22 protein-coding genes are annotated in these 24,422 nt (G+C 34.6%); 10 read left to right on the top strand and 12 right to left on the bottom strand.

What is annotated here, in order from left to right:
* Window positions 1-57 precede the first annotated feature (57 nt).
* Genes HM990_RS08940 through HM990_RS08925 form a run of 4 tightly spaced genes read right to left on the bottom strand, consistent with a single transcriptional unit; the run spans window position 58 to window position 3,657 of the window.
* Complete coding sequence (locus HM990_RS08940; protein ID WP_178988604.1) at window positions 58-891, bottom strand: sugar nucleotide-binding protein; 834 nt, start codon at window positions 889-891, stop codon at window positions 58-60.
* Window positions 892-914: 23 nt separating this feature from the next.
* Window positions 915-2,006 (bottom strand): glycine cleavage system aminomethyltransferase GcvT, encoded by a 1,092-nt coding sequence (gene gcvT, locus HM990_RS08935; protein ID WP_178988603.1) that lies wholly within the window; start codon window positions 2,004-2,006, stop codon window positions 915-917.
* Between the two features lie 57 nt (window positions 2,007-2,063).
* Complete coding sequence (locus HM990_RS08930; protein WP_178988602.1) at window positions 2,064-2,573, bottom strand: DUF421 domain-containing protein; 510 nt, start codon at window positions 2,571-2,573, stop codon at window positions 2,064-2,066.
* Window position 2,574: 1 nt separating this feature from the next.
* Window positions 2,575-3,657, bottom strand: coding sequence for an endonuclease/exonuclease/phosphatase family protein (locus HM990_RS08925; protein ID WP_178988601.1), 1,083 nt, complete (start codon window positions 3,655-3,657; stop codon window positions 2,575-2,577).
* 475 nt (window positions 3,658-4,132) lie between these two features.
* Between HM990_RS08925 and HM990_RS08915 the strand changes: the two genes are divergently transcribed.
* Both HM990_RS08915 and HM990_RS08910 read left to right on the top strand, forming a co-directional pair.
* Complete coding sequence (locus HM990_RS08915) at window positions 4,133-4,777, top strand: pyridoxamine 5'-phosphate oxidase family protein (RefSeq protein WP_229719421.1); 645 nt, start codon at window positions 4,133-4,135, stop codon at window positions 4,775-4,777.
* Between the two features lie 3 nt (window positions 4,778-4,780).
* Window positions 4,781-6,307, top strand: coding sequence for a GH3 family domain-containing protein (locus tag HM990_RS08910; protein WP_178988598.1), 1,527 nt, complete (start codon window positions 4,781-4,783; stop codon window positions 6,305-6,307).
* Between the two features lie 209 nt (window positions 6,308-6,516).
* Here HM990_RS08910 and HM990_RS08905 read toward each other — a convergent pair whose 3' ends face one another.
* On the bottom strand, window positions 6,517-7,068 hold the full coding sequence (locus HM990_RS08905) for a hypothetical protein (protein WP_178988597.1): 552 nt from the start codon (window positions 7,066-7,068) through the stop codon (window positions 6,517-6,519).
* A 241-nt stretch (window positions 7,069-7,309) separates the two neighbouring features.
* Between HM990_RS08905 and HM990_RS08900 the strand changes: the two genes are divergently transcribed.
* Together HM990_RS08900 and HM990_RS08895 are read left to right on the top strand one after the other, a co-directional pair.
* Window positions 7,310-8,572, top strand: coding sequence for a putative DNA modification/repair radical SAM protein (locus HM990_RS08900; RefSeq protein ID WP_178988596.1), 1,263 nt, complete (start codon window positions 7,310-7,312; stop codon window positions 8,570-8,572).
* A 3-nt stretch (window positions 8,573-8,575) separates the two neighbouring features.
* Window positions 8,576-9,349: a TIGR03915 family putative DNA repair protein gene (locus HM990_RS08895; RefSeq protein ID WP_178988595.1), complete on the top strand. Its 774-nt coding sequence runs from the start codon at window positions 8,576-8,578 to the stop codon at window positions 9,347-9,349.
* Here the strand turns inward: HM990_RS08895 and HM990_RS08890 are convergent.
* Window positions 9,346-11,067 (bottom strand): FAD/NAD(P)-binding protein, encoded by a 1,722-nt coding sequence (locus HM990_RS08890; protein WP_178988594.1) that lies wholly within the window; start codon window positions 11,065-11,067, stop codon window positions 9,346-9,348. The genes HM990_RS08895 and HM990_RS08890 overlap by 4 nt on opposite strands.
* Window positions 11,068-11,139: 72 nt before the next feature.
* Window positions 11,140-11,643, bottom strand: coding sequence for a hypothetical protein (locus tag HM990_RS08885; protein ID WP_178988593.1), 504 nt, complete (start codon window positions 11,641-11,643; stop codon window positions 11,140-11,142).
* Between the two features lie 140 nt (window positions 11,644-11,783).
* Between HM990_RS08885 and HM990_RS08880 the strand changes: the two genes are divergently transcribed.
* Window positions 11,784-14,762, top strand: a complete 2,979-nt coding sequence (locus tag HM990_RS08880) for an FAD-binding and (Fe-S)-binding domain-containing protein (RefSeq protein ID WP_178988592.1) — start codon at window positions 11,784-11,786, stop codon at window positions 14,760-14,762.
* Window positions 14,763-14,858: 96 nt separating this feature from the next.
* Here HM990_RS08880 and HM990_RS08875 read toward each other — a convergent pair whose 3' ends face one another.
* The gene (locus HM990_RS08875; RefSeq protein WP_178988591.1) at window positions 14,859-15,725 is read right to left on the bottom strand and encodes a UDP-2,3-diacylglucosamine diphosphatase; all 867 of its coding nucleotides are present in this window, start codon (window positions 15,723-15,725) and stop codon (window positions 14,859-14,861) included.
* A 208-nt stretch (window positions 15,726-15,933) separates the two neighbouring features.
* Here HM990_RS08875 and aroC point away from each other — a divergent pair, with 208 nt between their 5' ends.
* The 4 genes from aroC (at window position 15,934) to HM990_RS08855 (ending at window position 19,788) form a co-directional block, all read left to right on the top strand.
* Window positions 15,934-17,004, top strand: coding sequence for a chorismate synthase (gene aroC / locus HM990_RS08870; RefSeq protein WP_178988590.1), 1,071 nt, complete (start codon window positions 15,934-15,936; stop codon window positions 17,002-17,004).
* Window positions 17,005-17,182: 178 nt separating this feature from the next.
* A complete protein-coding gene (locus HM990_RS08865) occupies window positions 17,183-18,628 on the top strand; it encodes a dicarboxylate/amino acid:cation symporter (protein WP_178988589.1) in 1,446 nt (481 codons plus the stop codon).
* Window positions 18,625-19,449, top strand: a complete 825-nt coding sequence (locus tag HM990_RS08860; RefSeq protein ID WP_229719420.1) for a sulfurtransferase — start codon at window positions 18,625-18,627, stop codon at window positions 19,447-19,449. Before HM990_RS08865 ends, HM990_RS08860 begins: the two co-directional genes overlap by 4 nt.
* A 3-nt stretch (window positions 19,450-19,452) precedes the next feature.
* Window positions 19,453-19,788 carry a hypothetical protein gene (locus HM990_RS08855; protein ID WP_178988588.1) on the top strand — a complete coding sequence of 112 codons (336 nt, stop codon included), beginning with the start codon at window positions 19,453-19,455 and terminating at the stop codon, window positions 19,786-19,788.
* Here the strand turns inward: HM990_RS08855 and HM990_RS08850 are convergent.
* From HM990_RS08850 to hpf, 4 genes are read right to left on the bottom strand one after another with little or no spacing between them, the layout of a single operon-like run.
* On the bottom strand, window positions 19,771-20,376 hold the full coding sequence (locus tag HM990_RS08850; protein ID WP_178988587.1) for a pseudouridine synthase: 606 nt from the start codon (window positions 20,374-20,376) through the stop codon (window positions 19,771-19,773). The two genes, HM990_RS08855 and HM990_RS08850, sit on opposite strands and share 18 nt — an antisense overlap.
* Complete coding sequence (locus HM990_RS08845) at window positions 20,376-21,188, bottom strand: DUF1853 family protein (RefSeq protein WP_178988586.1); 813 nt, start codon at window positions 21,186-21,188, stop codon at window positions 20,376-20,378. Before HM990_RS08845 ends, HM990_RS08850 begins: the two co-directional genes overlap by 1 nt.
* Before the next feature lie 23 nt (window positions 21,189-21,211).
* Complete coding sequence (locus tag HM990_RS08840; protein ID WP_178988585.1) at window positions 21,212-21,658, bottom strand: arsenate reductase family protein; 447 nt, start codon at window positions 21,656-21,658, stop codon at window positions 21,212-21,214.
* Between the two features lie 4 nt (window positions 21,659-21,662).
* Window positions 21,663-21,968 (bottom strand): ribosome hibernation-promoting factor, HPF/YfiA family, encoded by a 306-nt coding sequence (gene hpf, locus HM990_RS08835; protein ID WP_178988584.1) that lies wholly within the window; start codon window positions 21,966-21,968, stop codon window positions 21,663-21,665.
* Between the two features lie 331 nt (window positions 21,969-22,299).
* Between hpf and HM990_RS08830 the strand changes: the two genes are divergently transcribed.
* Entirely contained in the window at window positions 22,300-24,420 is a 2,121-nt protein-coding gene (locus HM990_RS08830; RefSeq protein WP_178988583.1) for an elongation factor G, read from the top strand.
* Window positions 24,421-24,422: the final 2 nt, after the last annotated feature.

The following is a 24,422-nucleotide window of genomic DNA, read 5'->3' as shown; positions in this document are numbered from 1 at the left end:
CATAGAGACTGAGACTGAGACTGAGACTGAGACTGAGACTGAGACGAGACTGAAAACTCATATAGAAAGTTCCTCCAAAACCACCTCACTAGTAATCTGCAAATGCTTCGGCAACTTATTAAACTTCGGGAGCACAGCTAAATAACGATCGTCATTTGTAGTAAAAACCTGTTTTAGTACCACTTTTTTTTCAGTGATAATGGCTAAAACCTCTTTTATAAATTCATCATGATGCACCAAATCCGTACTTCCCAAGTGAAAGACACCATACTTATTTCGATTAATGATATAATGGATTTGCTGCGTTATTTTCTTATCGAGCGTTACATTCATTATTAAATTCGGAAATACTTCCACAGTTTCATTTTCTGAAATAGCTTCTTTTAATTCCTGAATTCTCGGCGAACCCGCACCAAAAACCATGGGAAGTCTAATGATGGCGATCTGTTTTTTAGGCATTCGCAAAAGCAAATTTTCAATCTTTATTTTGAAATGACCATAAACACTATGACTCAGCGTTTTGTCCAATTCATAACTAGGATATTGGCTGTAGGCATCAAAAACATTGGCAGAAGACAAAAAGATTAATTTACAGGAAGTAACAGCAACGTATTCTGCAATATGTTGATGGGCGATAACCTGAGCATTAAAATCACCTCGTAATGCTGATATGATTATGGATGGTTTTATAGACTCAAGAATTTCATAAACATCATCTTCTTCAACATTGTACTGAATGAACTGTTGATTTGATTTGTATTCCTTTTTTTCAACACGATACGTACCAAACGTTCTAAAATAAGGGCCTAATTCCTTATAAATCGCATTGCCTATATAACCGCTGGCTCCAAGAATAAGTATGCGATGTTTTTGTTCAGTTTCCTTCTTCATTCAATCAGACTACATTCAAAAAATTATCCTTCTACTCGTTTATAGAAAGGTGGTTTTACAACGGTTGCCGGAATCGCATTTTTACGCACTTGAATAAATATCTTACTATCCACTTTAGAAAATACCTTTGGCACATAACCCATACCAATACCTTTGCCCAAACTCGGACTCATGGTACCTGAAGTGACATTGCCAATGGTGTTTCCGTTGCTATCTACAATATCATAACCTTGACGTGGAATGCCACGCTCGTCTAATTGAAAGGCAACTAATTTTCGTTCTGGTGTACGTTCTTTTTCGGCTTGTAAAGCATCACTATTGGTAAAATCCTTGTTGAATTTACAAACCCAGCCCAAACCAGCTTCAATGGGAGAAGTAGTTTCATCAATATCATTACCGTACAAACAGTAGCCCATTTCCAGACGCAAAGTATCTCTTGCGGCTAAACCAATAGGCTTTATGCCATAATCCGCGCCTGCTTCAAAAACCTTATCCCAAATTTGTTTGACCTCAGAATTTTTACAATAAATTTCGAAACCGCCACTTCCCGTATAGCCAGTTGCAGAAATAATAACGTGATCAATCCCTGCAAAATCACCAACTATGAAATTATAGAATTTTATGTCCGACAAATCATGGCTCGATAAGGACTGCATCGCTTCAATCGCTTTTGGACCTTGAATAGCAAGTAAAGAATAATTTTCACTAAGATCTTTCATCTCGGCACCGACATCGTTTTTAGAAGAAATCCAGTTCCAATCTTTTTCAATATTGCTCGCGTTCACAACCAGTAGATACGTCTCATCTTTCACTTTATAAATGATCAAATCGTCAACAATACCACCATCATCATTTGGTAAACAACTGTATTGTGCTTTTCCGACGTCCAATTTAGAGGCATCATTGCTTGATACTTTCTGAATCAAGGCTAAGGCATTTGGGCCTTCAATTAAAAATTCGCCCATATGGGAGACATCAAAAACGCCAACTGCTTTTCTTACCGTTTCGTGTTCTGCGTTTACACCTTCATACTGAACTGGCATATTGTAACCAGCAAAAGGGACCATTTTTGCATCAAGTGCCTGATGTGTTGCGGATAAAGCTGTATCTTTCATTCTAAGTCGATTTTCAAATTAAAGTTGGGCAAAATTAAGCAAATTTTTAGCTATTGTTCAAAAATCCAATAGCCATTCGTCAATAGCTTTATCATCAGAACCGTGCAAAACCGAAATATCTCCTGTAGATTCAAAAACAACAGCTTTGACTTCGGATAATTGGATGACGTTAGCTTCGCGTAACTTGGCTTTTATGTCGGATTCAGTAACTTTACATTTCTCTAAACTCCCTTCAATAATTTTACCATTTTCCATGAGTAAAGTCGGTTTATTATCCATTATCTTTTGAATTGGTCGCCATTTTCTGGCTGCAGCCACAACCATTTGTAAGAGATATATAATCGCTAAACCTGTAATACCATGTTGCAGTGAGACCGATTTAGAAATTACGGCCGTTGCCAAAACTGAGCCAATAGCGACGGTCATTGCAAAATCGAAACTAGACATTTTTGAAAAACTGCGTTTACCGCTAATTCGTGTTAGAATAACCAAGGCTATATAAATGCCAATTGCTGTAAGTACAATAGCAAAAAAACCATCTATTGAAAATTTAAACCATTCTTTCATATTAATTTTGTTTTAATTGTTCTTCCTTAAATTTTTTAATTTGATCCTCAGCACGTTTCAATTCATCTTTTGTGGGGTAAGGCCGTTGTTGAAGTTCTCGATCTTCAGGTTCATAACTTAAAATGGTCAATAACGGAAAATGATCCGAATTGATATCGTCACAGCGCTTTACTTTTCGGAGTTTAAATTCACTGGAGATAAATATATGATCCAATGGCCATCTCATAATATAACTGTCTGCGCTATACGTATTGTAAAGTCCACGTCCTTTTCTAATATCCAACAACCGACTAACGTTCTGAAATAGTTTTGAGGTTACAGACCAAGCGACATCATTAAAATCGCCTATCACTACTACAGGATATTTAGAGTCTAACGCCAATTTTGCAATCATCATCATCTCAGTATCCCTATCCGACGATGTCGGGTTTTCTTGAGGCATTGGTGGCGTTGGGTGTATGGCAAATAATTGAATAGTGTCGTTACTGGTTAATTTAATTTTAGTGTGAATTGAAGGCACACTATCGCTAACCAAATAATGGACTGTGGGCTCAATTAATTCAAATTTAGAATAGAGTAACATACCATAAGTATTCGCTTTGGGCACTTCTACTTTATCTATATAAGTTGGATTGAGGTCGCCGTTTATGGCTTTCATCCATTTGCTATTGGTTTCGGTATATAACATCACGTCAGCATCAATCGTTTTATGCATGGTCTTCAGCATGTTGTATTTATCATTTTCTTGAAGAACATTGGCCGTAAATAAACTTAATAGAGGTTTTGTCTTTTCAGAATTAAGAACTTCATAATCAGCAAAAGCCGTATATGGAAAAATTTTAGAAAATTGATATATCGCACATAGTATGAGTACTCCCATAAACAGATAATCGCGCCATTGTTTAAAATCGAATTTAATAATGTAAAACAGAATCGCAGAAACCGTTAAAAATGTAAGTTGCAGATGTGGAAAATCAAACATTCGAATCCACCAATAATCCAATGCTACAAAAGGCAATAAGGTAAATAAGATAGCGATAAAACCAAAAACGGTTAACGCAGTTTTAAGTTTGGAATTGGTCATGTTTTGGTCAGTTAAGGTATCAATATAATCTATTTTTAAGAAATAACTTTGGTTTTCTTTAAATGCGTTAATTGTTTTACCTATTGCATTATAAAAGCGTTAAGCTTAGTCTTAAATTTGAAATATTATTAATTGCAAATAGAAAATCTGCTTCAGCTAATGAGTGAGAATACCTTTTCATTCTGAGCTAACTATCAAAGGTATAACAGTAGTTTCTAGGTGCGAAATAGAATAAAAATTTACCTAAAAAGTATAAGTTAATTTAAACCTTATAATATGAATGATCTATATAAAGCATGTTTAGAAGCATGCCAGAATTGTTTAGTCGATTGTCGCATCTGTTTAAGTGAAATGGCAGGACAGGACAGTATGAACGACTGTCCAAATTGCTGCATTGAATGTATGGATGCTTGTGATGTTCTAATTAAAAAGATAGCATCAAATAGTGCTTATGTAAAACAATACGCGTTGTTATGTGCTGAAATATGCGAGTACTGTGCAGACCATTGTGAAGCACACGACCACGAGCATTGTAAAAATTGCGCTGCATCTTGTAAAAGATGCGCAGAAGAATGCAAAAAAATTGCAGCATAACCTAACTTATAAATTACTTATGGAGACTACAGAAGACCTTATTGGCAAAGACGCCATAGATAAAATAGCTAAACTTTTAGACAATAATAAATTAGCCATGATGGCTACAAAATTGGACAGTATGCCCTTTTCGGTATGTCCAATGACTACACAAGAAATTGATAGCACTGGAAAACTTTGGTTTTTTACAGGAAAAGACAGTGAACATTATAGAGAGTTACAAAAAGATGAGCGATTGCATTTAACCTATGCGAATCAAGATGATCAAGAATATTTGTCTATTTATGGCAAGGCAAAAATCACGGAGAATAAGCAAAAAATTGACGAGCTTTGGTCGTCATTTTTAAAAGTGTGGTTCAGTGGAAAGGACGATCCAAATTTGGCGTTGCTATGCGTTACCATCGAAGATGCTTATTATTGGGATCAAAAACATAATAAAGCTGTTACCATTTTCAAAATGGCAAAATCCGCTATTACCGGAGAAAAAAGCGATACAAATGATCAAGGAACACTTAATATAAAATAGAACATGGCTATATTAGGAAATATTATTAAAGGTGTCATCGATTTAAAAGACACCTTTTCTTCTGAGACTATTCATGCAGAAGTACAAGAAAAAGTGTTGAAAGAGTTGTTAGAAAAAGCAAAAGACACACAATTCGGGAAGCATTATAAGTTTGACGACATTTTGGAATCCTCAGACAATCAAAAAACCTTCGCTGAAAAAATACCTTATTTTGATTATAATAAAATTAATGACGAATGGTGGCACAAACTTCATAATGAAGAAACCGATGTCACATGGCCCGGAAATCCATCCTATTTTGCTATAAGTTCTGGAACTACAGGAAAAACAAGCAAACGGATTCCAGTGACTGATGATATGATTGAAGCGATAAGAGACGCTGGAATTAAGCAAGTTTTCGCATTAAAGAATTTTGAACTTCCCGCCGATTTTTTTGAAAAGGAAATCATGATGTTGGGTAGTTCTACCGATTTGGATGAAAAAGACGACCATCTCGAAGGTGAGATTAGCGGTATTTCAGCCAGTAATATTCCAACGTGGTTTAGAGGCTATTATAAACCTGGTATTGAAATTTCCCAAATTGAAGATTGGGACGAACGTGTGCAACGGATTGCAGAACGTGCCGAGGAATGGGACATTGGAGCACTTAGCGGTATTCCGTCGTGGATAGAATTGATGCTTCAAAAAGTAATAGAATATCATAACCTAGATAATATTCATGACATCTGGCCAAATCTTCAAGTTTACACTTCAGGAGGTGTTGCCTTTGGACCTTATAAGAAAAGTTTTAAGGCTTTATTAGGAAAACCCGTTACGGTTATCGATACGTATTTGGCTTCTGAAGGTTACATTGCCACACAAGTTAGACCAGAAACCGATGCCATGCAACTCAATACTGATAATGGTATTTATTTCGAATTTGTGCCTTTCAAACCCGAATATATAAACGAGGATGGCTCATTAAAAAATGAAGCACCAGCCTTAAGCATAAGTGAGGTTGAATTAAATCAAGATTATGTATTAATAATCAGTACGGTCAGTGGTGCTTGGCGATATTTAATAGGAGATACTATAGAATTTACTGATGTGGAACGTGCCGAAATTAAAATTACAGGTCGTACCAAATTCTTTTTAAATACCGTTGGTTCGCAATTATCCGTAAATAAAATGGACGCTGCCATGCGAGAATTGGAAGAAAAATTCGATACCACAATTCCTGAATATACTATATGTGCCAAACGTGGCGAGGATGGTGAATTTTATCATTATTGGTATTTAGGTTCGGAATTGGAAGGTGTTGAGAATTCTGAAGTTGCCAATGCCTTGGATGAAAGTTTAAAGAGTGCAAACAAAAATTATAAAGTCGCTAGAAGTAAAGCTTTACATGGCGTAAAAGTAAAGGTAATTTCTCCGGAACGATTTTATGACTGGAATGAACGCAATAAGAAAAAAGGCGGACAAGTTAAAATGGAACGGGTTATGGGAGAAGATAAATTTGCAGATTGGGAAGCGTTTGTTAACGAGGAATAAAAACAAATAATTGATTAATAGCGTGTTATGGGTAAGGATAAATTTTACGGATTGGGAAGTCTTTATTAACAAAGGTCAAACTTTGAATTTACCTGTTTCGCGCTTTTTTTGTCCATTAAAAGACTTTTTATAATCAATATGAAGAATTGATTTTAAAATGATTTTAAGACATTTAAATCGGAGAAGAGACTTATCCTATAATTTAATTTCTAATTCGCATCACGATGATCCACCAATTCCATAATCTCTTCTGGAGACAGGTAATACTTTTGGATCCTATTTTTATAAGATTGCGTGATTTCGGCATGGTTCAGAATAAAATCCTTCGTTTTTAGGATATAATCTTCCATACCATGCGCAACCGCAAAACTATCCGCACAGCGCTCAGCTTCAACAATTGAATTTTCAGAAAGTACATACTTAATACCAAACCAAATAAGATTTAATTTACTTCGGTGTTGATAATCCATAATATGTCCCAATTCGTGACCAATCCATCCTATAAAAATATCATCAGGAATCTGTCGTGTAGAAAATTCCTTATCGGCAATCTTAAATTTTTCACTTATTAAAATTACATAATTTCTATTTTTTCTACTTCTGAAAAAACTCCCAAAAGTAGGTCTCGCTTGCATCGTTGATTTTTTGATATTTTTTTTAAACCGAAATTCAATTTTAGTACTATCGAGTTGAGGATAGTAAGACATAGCCGTTTTTACGTTGGTTTTAATGTCTTCAGGAATCTTGTGCTGTGCACTCATATTTTGGAATGTAATTAGTAAAGTTAGGACTATGAAATGTTTCATAATTATGAAATGTAAGTGTAATGCTTTGTTTTCCTTAAAGGGTTTGGTAAAAATGTTGACCCATTTAGTTGATGGATAATTCGAATCAATATCATTTTATAAATTTCCGATTCGCTACAAATGGTAGCAGTATAAAACTATTATATATAGTATTTTTGTTCCAATAAATATCATAAACAAAAAGGAGGAAAATTAGTTGTCATTTCAACGTACCCAAGAAAAATTAAAAATACTTGCAGATGCTGCAAAGTATGACGTATCGTGTTCGTCAAGCGGAAGTAAACGATCAAACACCAATAAAGGATTAGGAGATGCCTCAGGTATGGGGATTTGCCATTCTTATACTGAAGACGGTCGCTGTGTGTCCTTACTTAAAATTTTATTGACCAATCATTGTATTTTCGATTGCGCTTATTGTGTCACCCGAAAAAGCAATGATATAAAACGTGCTGCTTTTAAAGTTCAGGAAGTGGTGGATTTAACCATCAATTTTTACCGTAGAAATTATATAGAAGGTCTTTTTCTCAGTTCTGGGATTTTTAAGAGTGCCGACTTTACCATGGAACGTTTGGTTGCCGTGGCTAAAAAATTACGTTTAGAGGAAAACTTCAATGGTTATATCCATCTCAAATCCATTCCTGGAGCTTCCGATGAATTGATGCGTGAAGCCGGACTCTACGCAGACCGATTAAGTGTAAATATTGAAATTCCAACAGAAGCTGGGCTAAAAAAACTGGCTCCAGATAAAAAACGGGAAGACTTTATTAAACCGATGGTTAAAGTTAAAAATGAAATCATTCAATATAAGGCCGAAAAGAAAATCTTAAAAAGCACGCCTAAATTTGCACCTGCTGGTCAAAGTACACAAATGATTATTGGTGCAAGTGGCGAAAATGATTTTCAAATTATGCAAACCTCTAATTTTTTCTACAAAACCTATAATTTGAAACGTGTGTATTACTCTGGTTATGTGCCTATTAGTTATGATAATCGCTTACCGCAAATTGGAAGTGCTGTGCCAATGCTTCGCGAAAATCGTTTATACCAAACCGATTGGTTGATGCGTTTTTACGGCTTCGATGTGAGCGAAATTTTAAACGAGCAACATCAACATTTAGATTTGGAAGTCGATCCAAAATTGGGTTGGGCCTTGCGGAATTTGCATGAATTTCCCGTTGATGTCAATACAGCGGACAAACGTATGCTAGCCAGAATTCCAGGATTGGGTATGAAATCTGTTTATAAAATTTTGAATGCCAGACGTTTTAGAAAACTGAATTGGGAACACCTCAAAAAAATCGGAGTAGCACTTAATAGAGCACAATATTTTATGGTTTGCGATAGCCATCAGTTTGAAAAACGGGATTTAACTTCGGAAAAAATAAAAGGGTTGATTCTTCAAAACTCAACAAGTAAATACCAGAAAAGTTTAAGTAATCAATTGAATTTATTTGGATAAAGAATGAAAAATAAAAACTTGATTTATGATGGTACGTTCGATGGCTTTTTGTCGGCTATTTTTTATGTATTTGAACATAAATTAAAATCCGCTAGCATTCAAAATGAATTTGTGGTGCAGCAAGGTTTATTCTCTGAGGTTGAAAGAATCATTACAGATGAAGGTAAAGCAAATCGGGTTTGGAAAGGCATAAAATCGAAATTATCTTCTCGAGGTAGTTATCAATTATATTATGCATTTTTGAGCGAGCAAAGTGGAGTAGAGGCGTTATTGTTGGATTATATAAGATATGCGTTATCTAAAGTAACACCAGTTGATAAAGATTATGCGCATCCTTCAGTTTTAAAAATAGCCCAAATTGCCAAATCCGTAGGACGGGAAAAACACAGAATGGAAGCCTTTGTAAGGTTTCGTTTAACTAAAGATGATATATACTTCGCCAATATAGAACCAGATTTTAATGTGCTTCCCTTAATTGAAAAGCACTTTAAAAGACGTTACGCAGACCAAAAATGGGTCATTTATGATATTCGACGAGGCTACGGTTTGTATTATGATTTAGAAACCGTCGAAATCGTGAATATGGATTTTCCTGCAAATTTCGATTTTACAAAAACAGATGACGAATTTTTCTCCACCCAAGAATTCGAATTTCAAAAACTATGGCAAGATTATTTTAAAGCTACCAATATCGCATCCCGAAAAAACATGAAACTTCATGTCAGGCATGTACCCAAACGCTATTGGAAATATTTGAGTGAAAAACAACCGAATTAATCTTCCAGTTTAGCAACATAAGCGGTTGCCCAATCTTCAATACGCGGTCCAAAACACTCTAAAATGGCGTCAACACCAATCACACTTCCTTTTGCCAATCGTCCTAAAACAGCAATCGGTACATTAGGTTGATCATTTGGTGTAATCACATAACCATCCTCGGAAGTTTCTATGCCCAATTCTGAATGTATGGGTTGAATTAAATCATTTTGAAGTAAGCTTTTTACTAAGTCCGTGTTTATTTCTAATAATTTTGGAGCGTCCAAAATACTATTAATCATTACTGAACAGCGCACAATTTTGTTTTCTGCGTTTGTCAATAGCCATCCATCGGACTCTAATTCGATATGAGGATCATTCACAAAATCTAGGTTTAGAACATTGGCATCTACCAAAGCTAAAACTTGCTGCATACTTTCAATTGGTGGACCATATGAATATCGCTTACTGCGTTCATCTAAATCGATAACCTTTTTAATAGTTTTACTATTCGATTTCGCATGCGAAAAAGCGGCATATAATGTCGGTTGGCAATGGCGCCATACTTGTCCAATACAAAAATCCAATGAGACAGGAATTTCTCCCAACGCCATATCAATATAGGTTTGAATAAGCTTGTCAATTGGGATATTTTCATCCTGAAGTAATTCATGTTGAAAATCATCATTTTTTAGCCAATTAGTAACTATTGCTTCGAGTTCTATAGCGGAAAACTTGTGAGCAAATGCTTTTTCCTTTAAATCAAGAAATATGCGCGATGCAATTGTGGCCATAGGTTTGGTTAAAAAGTCGATAGTATGAACTTCTTTTTCGGTTTGTGCAACGGCTTCAATTTCAGCTTTAAAAAATCCCAATTCTTTATTGGTAGGTTTGTACCAGTTGTCTATGATTTCATTTAGAGGTTTTGGTACCAATGGTAGGCCATCCAAAGAAAAAGGGATAAGTGTTAAGTGCTGTTTTTTTACTTTATAATAAACCGTCTTTAAAGTGGCATTATCCACAACCTTAAAATTCCCGAAGTTATTGATAACAAGATAACGCATCACGTCAATCATTCCAAGGCCAAAACCTCTAATACCCATAGTGATATCAGTTGTGTTTTTTACAACATTCAAATTTGAAACTGGATACGGATTTTCAAAAACTGATACATTAGTTTTCGATTTAGCATATGATTTCCATGTTTTCATTTGTTCTGAAAGTTCCGTGGGTTGGTGGCCAATAGTGAGAAGTACATCATCGCAAACCCAAGATTCAGTATTAGTGCGAACGATGACTTTACCATTGTCGTTGTAGTCTATGGATTGCACTTCCACACTAATAATCTTAAAAGTGTTTAATATTCCTAAGGATTTTTCAATGGAATCATAACGCTCATTGAGATATCGACCAAGTTTATTCCTTGAAGGAAATGTATCATTTTCTGAAGGTTGTAATGAAAAATTGCACCACTGGTGATAAGATGGAAATCCTTTAACAATTATATTCCCGTACTTTATTTTGGGTCTCTTTTCAATACCACTAAGCGCACGTTCCGTAATGTTAATCCAGTTAGAATCTGGTTGTTCTTCTTTCCATACATGGCCAGCACCAAGCGTTTCTGAAGCTTCAAAAACAACTATTTCAACCGTTCTATTTGATTTTGATAAATCAATTAAAAGGTTCTCTAAAGCGTACAAACCTCTAGGTCCAAAGCCAATTATTGCTAGTGTTTTCATAGTCTATTCAAAGTATCAAAAAAACCACCTTGATTTTTCAAAGTGGTTATTATATGTATTATAGTGTTCAAATCAGAATTGATATCTCACGCCTAAACCAATATCAAAATCCAGATCATCTCTAACATCACCAAAACCAAATTCTGGTCTAAAATCCAATGATAATAAAAGTGGAAAATCAAAATTATATTCAATACCAATATCACCTGCTAAAAACACAAAAGTTTCGTTATAATCTTTATTATTGTTACCGTTATTATCAAAGTAGTAATTGTCGAAACTGTAAGACCCAAGCCCTCCACCAGCTCCAGCATACCAATTAAAACCGCCATCAATATTCCATACCCATTGGTAAAGTCCAGCTAATTTGAAACCATTATAATTTCTTCCACTTCTCCATCCTAAATCCAATTCCAGTCTATTATTGTCTCCTAGAGCACGTTGGTAGGATACCTCTGTCCCAAAACCATCACTATCACCAATTCGCAAGCCAATCGCATTTTTTGAAATGTCTTGTGCGTTAGAAACTGTTATAGATCCAAAGAGTATTGCACTTAATAAAAATAATTTCTTCATAATAAAATTGAGTTTTAATTGTTAGTTTTAGCAATCTTAAAATTGCTTTACAATGTCCCGTCAAAGTTATGAGTATATTGAATAGTTAACTTTAATTTTAAGATAAAATTATAACGTTTTTAAGTCAATTTTTAACCCTTATGCAAAATGTAGATAGTAAGAAGCTCGAAAGCCTGAAAAACAAACTGAAAGGCGAGCTACATTTTGATGATTTGATGCGAAAATTATACGCCACAGATGCATCAGTGTACAGAAAATTGCCCTTGGCTGTTGCTTTGCCTAAGGGCACTGAAGATATCAAGCATTTAATTGACTTTGCCAAGATTTACAACACCTCGTTGATACCAAGAACCGCAGGAACCTCCTTAGCTGGTCAATGTGTAGGAGAAGGTATTGTGGTTGATGTATCTAAATATTTCAATCGAATTTTGGATGTTAACGACACGGAAAAAACAGTAACCATTCAACCTGGCGTGGTAAGGGATGAATTGAATAATTACCTCAAACCTTTTGGCTTATTTTTTGGACCTAATACATCAACGTCTAACCGTTGTATGATTGGTGGAATGGTTGGTAATAATTCTTCAGGAACTACCTCGATTCAATATGGCGTGACTCGTGATAAAGTTTTAAGTCTCAAAACCATCTTGAGCGATGGAAGTGAAGTGGAATTTTCGAGTTTAACTATTGAAGAATTTCAGACGAAAACAAAGTTATCATCACTTGAAGGCACAATTTATAAAACCCTATTTAAAGCCTTAAAGCCTGAATATATACAGCGTCAAATAAAAGAAAATTTCCCAAAGCCAACGATACACAGAAGAAATACAGGCTATGCCATTGATGAATTGATAAATTCTGACGTGTTCACTAGCGCTGAGTCACTGAGCGAAGCCGAAGTGAGTCGAAGTACAGATTTCAACATGTGCCAGCTTTTATCAGGAAGCGAGGGAACTTTGGCATTTACTACTGAAATCACTTTGCAATTAGATGATTTGCCACCAACAGAAAGTGCGATGATAGCGCTTCATTTTGAAAGTATTGAAGCCTGCCTAAAGTCAGTTTTGCATCTTATGCAGCATAATTTGCATACCTGTGAAATGATGGACGATTCCATTCTGAATTTGACCAAACACAACAAAACACAACAAGAAAACAGAGCATTTATACAAGGGAATCCTGTGGCGATTTTAATGTGTGAGCTTAAAGCCAATTCAACGGCGGAACTTCAAATTGAGATTGATGCCTTCTTGACAACCGTAAAAACCTTAAATCTGAGTTACGCAAATCCAGTTTTAAAAGGTGATGATATTAATAAAGCCATAGAATTAAGAAAAGCTGGACTAGGACTTTTGGGTAATCTCATTGGCGATAAAAAAGCGGTAGCGTGCATAGAAGACACAGCAGTTGCGCTTGAGGATTTAGAACATTACATTTCAGAGTTTACGGAATTGATGACCTCCTACAACCAAAATGCGGTTTATTATGCTCACGCTGGAGCAGGAGAGCTACATTTACGTCCCATTTTAGATTTAAAACAATCTGAAGACGTTAAGTTGTTTAGGGAAATAACGACTGCAGTTGCCCAATTAGTAAAGAAATACAATGGTTCAATGTCTGGTGAACATGGTGACGGTATTGTAAGAGCAGAGTTTATCCCAATGATGATTGGTGATGACAATTATCGAATTCTGAAACAAATTAAATCCGCGTTCGACCCAAGTAATATTTTTAATCCACATAAAATAGTAGATGCTTATCCGATGGATAAAAATCTGCGTTATGAGGCTGATAGAATAGAACCTAAAATTGAAACTATTCTGGATTTTTCGAGTTCCGAAGGCATTTTGCGTGAAGCCGAAAAGTGTAATGGTTCTGGTGATTGTAGAAAATTACCCGAATTTGGTGGCACAATGTGTCCAAGCTACCGAGCTACAAAGAATGAAAAAGATACCACAAGAGCGAGAGCAAATGCCTTACGTGAATTTTTGACCATTCCGACAGCTATCGGGACTGACAAAGGAAACAAATTCAACCATAAAGAATTAAAACAAGTTTTCGACTTATGCTTGAGCTGTAAGGCTTGTGCAAGTGAATGTCCAAGTAGTGTGGACGTGGCAAGTTTAAAAGCGGAATTTCAATACCAATATCAAAAAGCTAATGGTATTTCATTCAGGACAAAATTATTTGCTTTTAATAATAGTATAAATGGTTTTGCGAGTCGAGTTCCTAGACTTACAAATTTTATGTTTTCTAATGGATTTACCAGTTCAATTATAAAATCTATAGGAGGAATTGCTAAAGAACGTAGTTTACCTCTATTGTCAATCAAAACTTTAAATGACTTATATGAAAAATCTAAAAACCATTTATATAGCCTTATTCAAATAAAAGAAATATATTTGTTTAATGATGAATTCACAAATCATTTAGAGTCGGAAATTGGTCTTGATGCCATCACACTTCTAACACGTTTAAACTATAAAGTAAACATCATATCACATTCACAATCTGGTCGCGCAATGATCTCTAAAGGTCTACTTGAAGATGCGAAAAAAGTAGCTGATGAAAACGTTTCAATATTCAAAACTATAATATCTAATCATACACCTTTAATCGGTATCGAACCTTCAGCGATATTAACTTTTAAAGATGAATATGTTCGATTGGCAGACGATAAAGAGGCAGTAAAAGAAATTGCAAAACACACTTATTTAATAGAGGAATTTATTCAGCAAGAAATTAAATTGGGAAATATAAATTCAGAACAATTCACAAAAGAGAAGAAAATCATCAAATTCCATGGACATTGTCATCAAAAGGCTATGTCTAATCAGAAATCGAGTTTTGATGTTTTGAATTTACCCGATAACTACAAGGTCACGATTATTCCAAGTGGTTGCTGTGGCATGGCTGGTAGTTTTGGATACGAAAAAGAACATTACGAAGTAAGCATGCAAATTGGAGAACAAACCCTATTTCCAGCAGTAAGAAAGGCATCAGATGAAACAATTATTGCTGCAAACGGAACGAGTTGCCGACATCAGATTAAAGATGGAACAGGTAGAGTAGCGAAGCATCCTATTACGATTTTAAGAGAAGCATTATTAAAAAAATAATGCAATTGTCATTGCGAGGATTTAGAAATTCAATTCTGAATATTATATGGGTTGCATTTATGAGAATTTCTACCTTAGGTTGCCAATAGACGATAACTATTTTTTCTCTTTATTCTTCTTCTTTTCAGTCTTTGGTTGCTCAACAATAGTTATTGCCGCAATCAAATCCTTAAAATTCATATCTTTCAGTTCTTCATCAGCATAAAATGCAGACAATTTATCCTTATTGTAATTGTAAATTTTCCAACGTTTAAACTGATATTCTAAAGCCGTAAAGTTTTCAACCCAATCACCGGAATTTAAATATGTAGTTTTACCGTTTTTCTTTTCTATACTTAAAATTTTTGGTTGATGGATATGACCACAAATAACATAGTCATAACCATTCTCAATAGCTAAGTCAGTCGCTACTTTTTCAAAATCATTGACGTATTTTACAGCACTTTTTACACTATTTTTTATTTTCTTGGATAAGGAGTAGCGCTCATTACCCAATCTATCTGAATACCAATTAGCTATTTGATTAATTCGAATAAGAAAATCATAACCATAGCCTCCGAGTTTCGCCAGCCACTTTGCATTTTGAATGGAAATATCAAAAACGTCACCATGAAAAAACCAAGCCCGTTTTCCATCTAAATTTAAAACCAACTTATTGACAATCGAAATATTTCCAATTTCAGTATCGGCAAACTTGCGTAACATTTCATCATGGTTTCCTGTAATGTAAACTACTTCTGTACCATTAGCTGCAAAATCCATTATTTTTTTAATGACACTGAGGTGAGATTTAGGAAAATAGCGTTTTTTGAATTGCCAAACATCTACAATATCACCATTTAAAATCAGTTTTTTTGGTTCGATACTATTCAAATAAGTTAATAACTGTTTGGCATGGCAACCATGCGTTCCAAGGTGAACGTCAGAGATAACCGCTATTTCAACTTTCCGTTTGAGTTTCATGATATAGAAATCATTAATGCAAATAACTTCAATATTTCTAGGATGCGAGTTAAGTTATAATTAACTAATTATAAGTAAACTGTTATTAAAATATGACCTGAATGTTATGGGATTTAATCACGACTATTTTCGGGCTGTAGGAATGAAATATGGTATGGTATTTTCGTTTTTATAATATTACAATTACATTAGCATAAAATAAATTGCAATGGCAGGAAATTCCTTCGGAAAATTATTTAAACTGACTACATACGGCGAATCGCATGGAAAGGCGATTGGCGGCATTATTGATGGCTGTCCTTCAGGATTGAAACTCGATTTTGAAGCGATTCAAAATGAATTAGACAGAAGAAAACCAGGTCAGTCCAAAATTGTGACCCAACGTAAAGAACCGGATACGGTTGAGTTTTATTCCGGTATTTTTGAAGGGGTGACCACTGGAACACCAATTGGGTTCGTGATTCACAATACCAATCAGAAATCAAAAGACTATTCGCACATCAAAGATGTCTATCGACCAAGTCATGCCGATTATACTTACCATAAAAAATATGGCGTTAGGGATTATAGAGGTGGAGGACGAAGTTCTGCTCGTGAAACGGCCTCTCGAGTGGTTGCTGGTGCGATTGCTAAACAAATGATTAGCGCTATTAAAATAAACGCCTTTACGTCTTCGGTTGGCGATATTTTTATTGATAAACCGTATCAAGATTTGGATTTTGGTAAGATTGAATCTAATGTCATTCGCTGTCCAGACGAAGCTACAGCCGAAAAAATGATTGCAAAAATTGGAGAAATCAAAAAGCAAGGCGATACCATTGGAGGTACCATTACCTGTGTGATTCAAAATGTACCCGTCGGATTGGGAGAGCCCGTTTTTGACAAACTACACGCAGAACTCGGCAAGGCCATGCTTTCCATAAATGCCGTAAAAGGTTTTGAATATGGAAGCGGATTTTGTGGCGCAAAAATGAAAGGTAGTGAACATAACGATTTATTTAACGAAGACGGAAGTACAAAATCCAATTTATCAGGAGGCGTACAAGGTGGTATTTCCAATGGAATGGACATTTATTTCAGAGTGGCTTTTAAACCGGTAGCTACAGTAATTCAAAAACAAGATGCATTGAACAGTTCCGGCGATATCGTTGAAATGCAAGGCAAAGGACGACATGATCCTTGTGTGGTGCCAAGAGCTGTGCCTATAGTAGAGGCTATGGCTGCTTTGGTTATTGCAGATAATTTGCTGCTGCGTAGACAAGAGACTCGTGAATGGTAACCAAATTTCTGCGTATGACTGTCGGCAGACAAGATAGCAGAAATCTCTTTGTATCCATAAAATACCATAAAAGCTTTCAAAACCTTTGAGATTTAGGACATATTCAAAATAAATTTAAGTTAATTAAAAAGATTCCCATTTAGGTAGGAATGAGATACTGAAATAAATTCAGCATAAAATGAAAAAACTAGCACTACACTGGAAAATAATAATTGGAATGGTACTCGGAATCATTTGGGCTTTATTATCGAGCACATTGGGTTGGAGCGAATTTACAATCAATTGGATTGATCCCTTTGGTACGATTTTTATTAATTTATTAAAGCTTATTGCAGTGCCATTAGTACTGTTCTCAATTATTGGTGGTGTTGCAAATATTGGTGATCCGTCTAGTTTAGGTAGAATGGGAGGAAAGACCTTAGGTATTTACTTGATTACCACTATTCTTGCTATTTCATTGGGCTTGCTTTTGGTTAATGTTTTTAAACCTGGAGCTTTAATCGATCAACAAAGCCGAATAGACAATCGTATCAGTTATGAAATTTGGGCAGATGCTGAAGGTTACGAAATTAAGGATGGCATAAATTATCTTCAAGATCCTGAGTTTTTTGAGCGTGCGCAGGAAATCTCAGAATTATCTAAAAGTGAACTCAGGGAAGCTGCTGTTGCCGATAAAATGGAATCAGTTGAAAAACGTAAAGAAACGACACCTTTACAGCCCTTGATAGATATTGTTCCAAGCAATTTTTTCCATTCGCTTTCTGACAATGGATTAATGCTACAAATTATATTTTTTGCGGTTTTCTTTGGGGTTTGCTTATTGTTTATTCCAACAGATAAATCACAGCCTGTACTAAACATAGTCGATGGTATCAATGAAGTCTTTTTAAAAATGGTGGATATCGTAATGCAAGCCGCTCCATTTTTTGTTTTTGCGCTATTAGCTGGTGTGGTTAGTAAAATGGCAGGTGATGATATCGGTAAAGTGGTAGAGATATTTAAAAGTCTTAGTTGGTACTCATTAACCGTTTTGGTTGGCTTATTACTTATGATTTTTGGTGTGTATCCAATGGTACTTAAACTATTCGTGAAAAAAATTCCGTATAAAGGATTTTTTAAGGGAATGGGTCCTGCACAAACTTTAGCATTTTCTACATCGAGTAGTGCAGCAACATTGCCTGTAACCATGGAATGTGTGGAGCAAAATTTAGGCGTTGATAAAAAAGTAACCAGTTTTGTTCTCCCAATTGGCGCGACGGTCAATATGGATGGTACCAGTATGTATCAAGCAATTGCTGTTGTTTTTTTAGCGCAATTGCATATGATTGATTTAACAATAGGGCAACAAATAACAGTTGTGTTAACGGCAACCTTAGCTTCCATTGGATCTGCAGCTGTGCCAAGTGCTGGTTTGGTAATGTTAATTATTGTATTGAGTTCCGTAGGATTAAATCCGGCTTGGATTGCTATTATTTTTCCTGTAGATAGAATTTTGGATATGTTTAGAACCGTTGTGAATGTAACGGGTGATGCCACCGTTTGTTCCATTATTGCAGATGGTGAAGATCTACTGGATTATAAAGAGCATGAAAATCCGTCGGAAACTTTTGATTTGGATTCATGATGATAGAAAAAAATCAAATTTCAAATTTAGTTTCAGTCGATTGGCTTCATACAAATATGAATGCCTCAAATTTAATCATCTTAGATGCTACGATCAATAAAGTAGTGGATGAAATTGCAATAAGAATTCCGAACGCTAGATTCTTCGATATTAAACAAAAATTCAGTGATACTTCTGCACCTTTTCCAAGCACCTTGCCTTCAAAAGAACAATTTGAAAAAGAAGCAAAAAACCTTGGCATAAATAACAATTCCATTATCGTGGTATATGATGATAAAGGTGTTTACTCAAGCGCTAGGGCGTGGTGGTTGTTTAAGGTTTTTGGGTTTAATGATATAGCAGTTTTAGATGGTGGATTGCCAGAATGGAAACTGAATAATTTTCCTGTTGATTATTATACTGACGAAATCTATTCTAAAGGAAATATTGGGATGGATTTAAATTCAAAATTAATGACCAATTTTGAAGGTATACATCATTTTATTGAAGACGAAGAGGCGCAAGTAATAGATGCACGCTCAGAAGCACGTTTTAAATGTCTCGTTGATGAACCTAGAGTTGGGTTGCGACGTGGAACTATTCCTAATTCAATGAATTTGCCTTATACCAAATTGTTTGATGGAAATACTTTCAAATCAATTGATCAATTATCAATTATCTTTAGTAATTTAGAGATGGGAAAAAATAAAAGGACTCTAGTTTTTAGTTGTGGTTCGGGTATTACGGCTTGTATTTTAGCGTTGGCGGCCACACTTTGTAATTATAAAAATTTAGTTGTCTATGACGGTTCATGGACAGAATATGGAAGCTTAATTGAATAAACAATGAAAACAATTGATTGGACGAAGGACGAACTCGTCGCTTATATTTTATTATTTGCTGCCAATGCAGATTTTAATGAATCTGCTGAAGAACGTGAATTAATTATTTCTAAAGTAGATAGGCAAACATTTCAGGAGATTCATGAGGAATTTGAGACTGATAACGACTATCAAGGTCTTAAAAAAATTATGATAAGTTTAAAGCAACATCAATATGATAAAGAAGATATCGATTTGCTCATGGAAGATATTAAAGCTTTATTTTTTGCTGATGGTGATTTCGACATCACAGAACAAAATATGCTGATTTGTCTTAACCGATTATTCAAAACTGTTTAAACAGCGGTTTCTTTTCAATTTGGGCAATTTAGGGTTTATTTCTTTAACTGCATTAGGTTTCATGTTTTCTAATTCATAATTCCCGATTCTAACTCTTACTAGTCTTAACGTAGGAAAACCAACTTTTGCGGTCATTTTACGTACCTGTCTAAACTTACCCTCAGTTAATGTTATAGTTAACCATGATGTTGGCCCATGCTTTTCATCTCTTACAAAACGGTCCACAATGTGAGAAGTGTCTTCTAAAAGCTCGGCTTTACATGGTTTCGTTTTATAAATTTTTCCATCTACTGAAATATCGATTCCATTTTGCAAGTCTAAAATCGCTTTTGATGTTATTATGCCATCAACCATTACATGGTATTCTTTTTCGATTTTAGAACTCGTGATGTAATTACTGAATTTTCCATTGGTAGTCAATAATAATAAACCTTCTGATTTTTCGTCTAAACGACCCACAGCCATAACATCATCAGTAAACTCCTGTAATTCTGATAGAAGTTTCTTGTTTCGCCTTTTATTTTGATGATTAACAAACTGGCTTAAATAGCCGTAGGGTTTATAAATTTTGTAATACCTGTGTTTCATTACCACCAAGTTATGAAACATTTTTTTATATCGGAATTACTATATTTCAGCCAAACCATAGGTGAACGCTTTGAACTAATATGTTCTCCAATAGAAATTATAGCAGTATCATAATCAAGCCAATCGACATTATGATGAGGAATAATTAGCCAATCTAACTTTTTTGGGATATAGAATTCTAGCTTTTCAAAAGTAGAAATAGCTTTAAATGATACATAGAAACCACTTATACATTTTGTGTTAAGTGGTTCTATATTAATTTCGGAATTATTGTGAGGCAAAAATAATTGGGCTTTAAAACACAATTTTTGTTGCATGTGAGTAGTATTGATATTTTGGCTTATAAGTTGTTTTTGGGTTACTTTATTAAAGAGTAGCGGAAATTGTTTGGTTTTTAATTTATCTAATTTGTAGTCCAATGTATCTCTGCGATTCGGACCAATCCAATAGGAGAGGGGATTGCTATAAGTTTGAAGAGTGTCATAGAGATAAAATTTATAAACGATTTCTAAATGAAAAGATTTTTCATTTGAACCATAAATGGCATCAAGCTCGCCAATAGTTCTTTGCTCTTCTTGAATTTGAATATTCTCTATTATCCATTCTACTGACGCATCCTGTCTAAGCTGAAAAAACACAAATTCCTCAACTAACTTTCCTAACCGTTGGTTTTTAAACTCTAAAATTCCAAGACTTAAAGCTTCAAGTTTTGAACTGAGTTTAATCTGTTCAATAGCTTTAAAATAATTGATGTTAAATAACGAAAAAGATTTGTCGTATCCTTGGAATCGTAATAATGTACATTTATCCATTGCACATTAAATATATGCATAAATTAAACAAAATTGTCGTTCTCAGTTGTTTTATCAATGTTAGGATCTTTTGTATGTAAAGTCTTTTCTATTCCTGAACTATCAATATTAAAATAACTAAGAACTTCTGTTACTGTTTTAATATGTTCTGTTTTATTACCATTTACGATAATGGCGCCTTTAAATGATTTTGGATTATTTTCTAATATAGTCACATAATCATTGGTATCAAAATTTGAATCTTTTTCTGCGTTTTCAACTTCCGAAAAATCGATGAATTCCTTAATATCTGTTTTGAGTTCTTTTGCCAATTCTTGCCATTGGGTCGGTGTAGGCATGGTTTTACTAAGGTTAATCATTAAAATATCTTTACCTGATGATTCTAAATAACCTTCTAATTGTTTACCAAAATCAGATTCACTCGCATAAATACAATTTATTTGTCCTTTATCTCTACTTATAACTCCCATATATTTAAAATGTTTTCATTTTGTCATTTCGCTTTTCTAATTGTCGTAAAAGTTCGTTTACAGTTTCAGATATGGCATCATTGAAATTGTCATGCGACGATTCTGCAAACAAACGAGGACCAGGTGCTCTCAATCTAATGCCACACTTTTTTCCTGTTTCATCACTACTTGTGTTTTCTGATTTGAAAAAAACGTCTGCTCTTATTACAAAATCATAGCGTTTAAACAGGTTTTCTAACTTCTCTTTTGCAAAAGCTTCGAGTCTTTCACTCTTAGCAATATCGTGATATTCGAATATTATATTTTTCATATGGGTCTAGTTTTCTTTAATGTTTTATAAAATTAAAGATATCCTTACAGTTGGCTTGACTTAAATCAGATAATATTTGACGTAATAACATTGAATCATAAATTGAAAAGATAAAAAGCGTTTTGACATTTTTCCTAAACATATTTTCTTAGACTGAAGCACTTCCTGAAAATTTATAGAATGTTCCAAAAAATTATAATACTATGCTAACTGCACGTTAAACAATAAAAATATTGAAAACCTAACTTATGTCATATTTTTTCTTTTCAACAAAACCTAACTTTCAGGTGTAATTTTTAAGGAATTCTAACCATATAAAATCTCTTAGTTTATGAAAGTTTTTGATAATAAGCACATTAAGAATGTAGCTTTTGTTGGCACACATCGCGCTGGCAAAACCACACTGTCTGAGACCATGTTGTTTGAAGCAGGTCTAATTAACAGACGAGGCACCGTAGAACAACAAAACACAGTATCTGACTACCATGAATTTGAGCACCAACGCGGTGCTTCTGTTTTTTCAACACCTTTGCATACAGAATGGCGTAACTATAAAATCAATATCATAGATACTCCAGGATTAGATGATTATATTGGCGAAATCATATCTTCTATCCGCGTAGCAGATACTATAGTTACTGTCATCAATGCTAAGCATGGAGCAGATATTGGAACGGAAATTATCTGGAATTATGTTGATCGATACCACAAACCAACGCTTTTCGTCATTAATAAAATTGATAGTGAAAAAGCCAATTTTGAAACGAGCGTTAAGAGCCTTCAGGCACTGGTAGGAAATAATGCAGTATTAGTTCAGTATCCTATTAAACTAGATGGAGCTCAATGTATTGTTGACGTACTTAAAATGAAATGTTACAAATTTGGTCCAGAAGGAGGGAAACCTGAGAAATTAGAGATTCCTGAAGATCAATTGGAATATGCTAAACAACTTCAAAATGAGCTTGTAGAAAAAGCAGCTGAAAACGATGAAGAGTTAATGGAACTCTATTTTGATAAAGGAACACTTAACGAAGATGAATTAAGACAAGGTATTAAAATGGGCATGTTAAATCATGATTTATTTCCTATATTTTGTGTTTCTGCCTTAAATGATATGGGATCAGGTCGTTTAATGGGCTTTATTGATAATGTTGCTCCTTCAGCTTCAGATTTAAACCCAGAACAAACCATAGAAGGTGATCTTATAAAATCTGATGTTAATGCAGATGCCTCACTTTTTGTATTCAAAAATATATATCAACCAAATTTAGGACAAATTACCTTTTTTAAGGTGATGTCTGGTCAAGTGAAGGTAAACGATAAATTATTTAACACAAGGACTGGTGAGTCTGAAACCTTAAACCAACTGTACATTATGGATGGTAGGCAAAAGCATTCGGTACAAAAGTTGAATGCTGGTGATATAGGTGCCACCACTAAATTAAAATATACAGAGACTAACGATACCTTGGCAACACATGCTGAAGCTGGTACTATAAAACCAATTAAATTTCCTCAACCAAGACTCGTAAAAACGGTTTTTGCAGAAACAGCTACTGAAGAAGAAAAACTAAGTGATGCTTTAAGAAGTATTAGCAGTCAAGATTTGACAATAAATTTAAGCTATAACAACGAAACACATCAGACGTTAATTGGTACACAAGGAGAGCTGCATTTAGCTACTTTAAATTGGCTATTAGAGCATGTTTATGACGTAAAAGTAAAGTTTGAAGCTCCTAAGATATCGTATAGAGAAACCATTCAACGCAGTGCAACGGCAAATTACAGACATAAAAAACAGAGTGGTGGATCTGGTCAATTTGGTCAGGTACATTTGAAAATAGAACCTTATTATGAAGGTATGCCAGAACCAGAGGGTTTTTCGCTTAGAGGTAAAGAGGTTGTGGATTTGCCTTGGGATGGCAAGTTGGTATTTTATAACTGTATCGTTGGTGGCGTTATAGATCAACGCTATTTACCTTCTATTATGAAAGGTATTTTAGAAGTTATGGAATCTGGACCATTAACTGATTCCTATATAAGAGATGTGAGAGTGATGGTTTATGATGGCAAAATGCATGCTGTGGATTCTAATGATATATCATTTAAAATTGCAGGTTCTTACGCATTTAAAGACGCATTTTTAAATGCGAATCCTAAGCTTTTAGAGCCAACAGTAAAAATGCAATTGCGCGTGCCAGAACAAATGATTGGTGGTGTAATGACGGAATTACAAAGTAGACGAGCATTAATTCAAGGTATTGAAACAGAAGCACATTTTCAAATACTTAATTGCACAATTCCTTCTGCAGAACTAACCGATTTTTCTAGTCAATTGCGTTCATTAACTCAAGGTAGAGCTACTTATTCTTCGCGATTTGATAGTTATAGTGCTGTACCAAATCATATACAAAAACAATTAGTAAAAGAAAAAGAATTAATAACCACATAAAA

Origin of the sequence: Winogradskyella schleiferi (assembly GCF_013394655.1) — a bacterium.
Classification (GTDB): domain Bacteria; phylum Bacteroidota; class Bacteroidia; order Flavobacteriales; family Flavobacteriaceae; genus Winogradskyella; species Winogradskyella schleiferi.
Note: the sequence above shows the minus strand (reverse complement) of the source record. Positions and strands in the feature narration are given on the sequence as shown.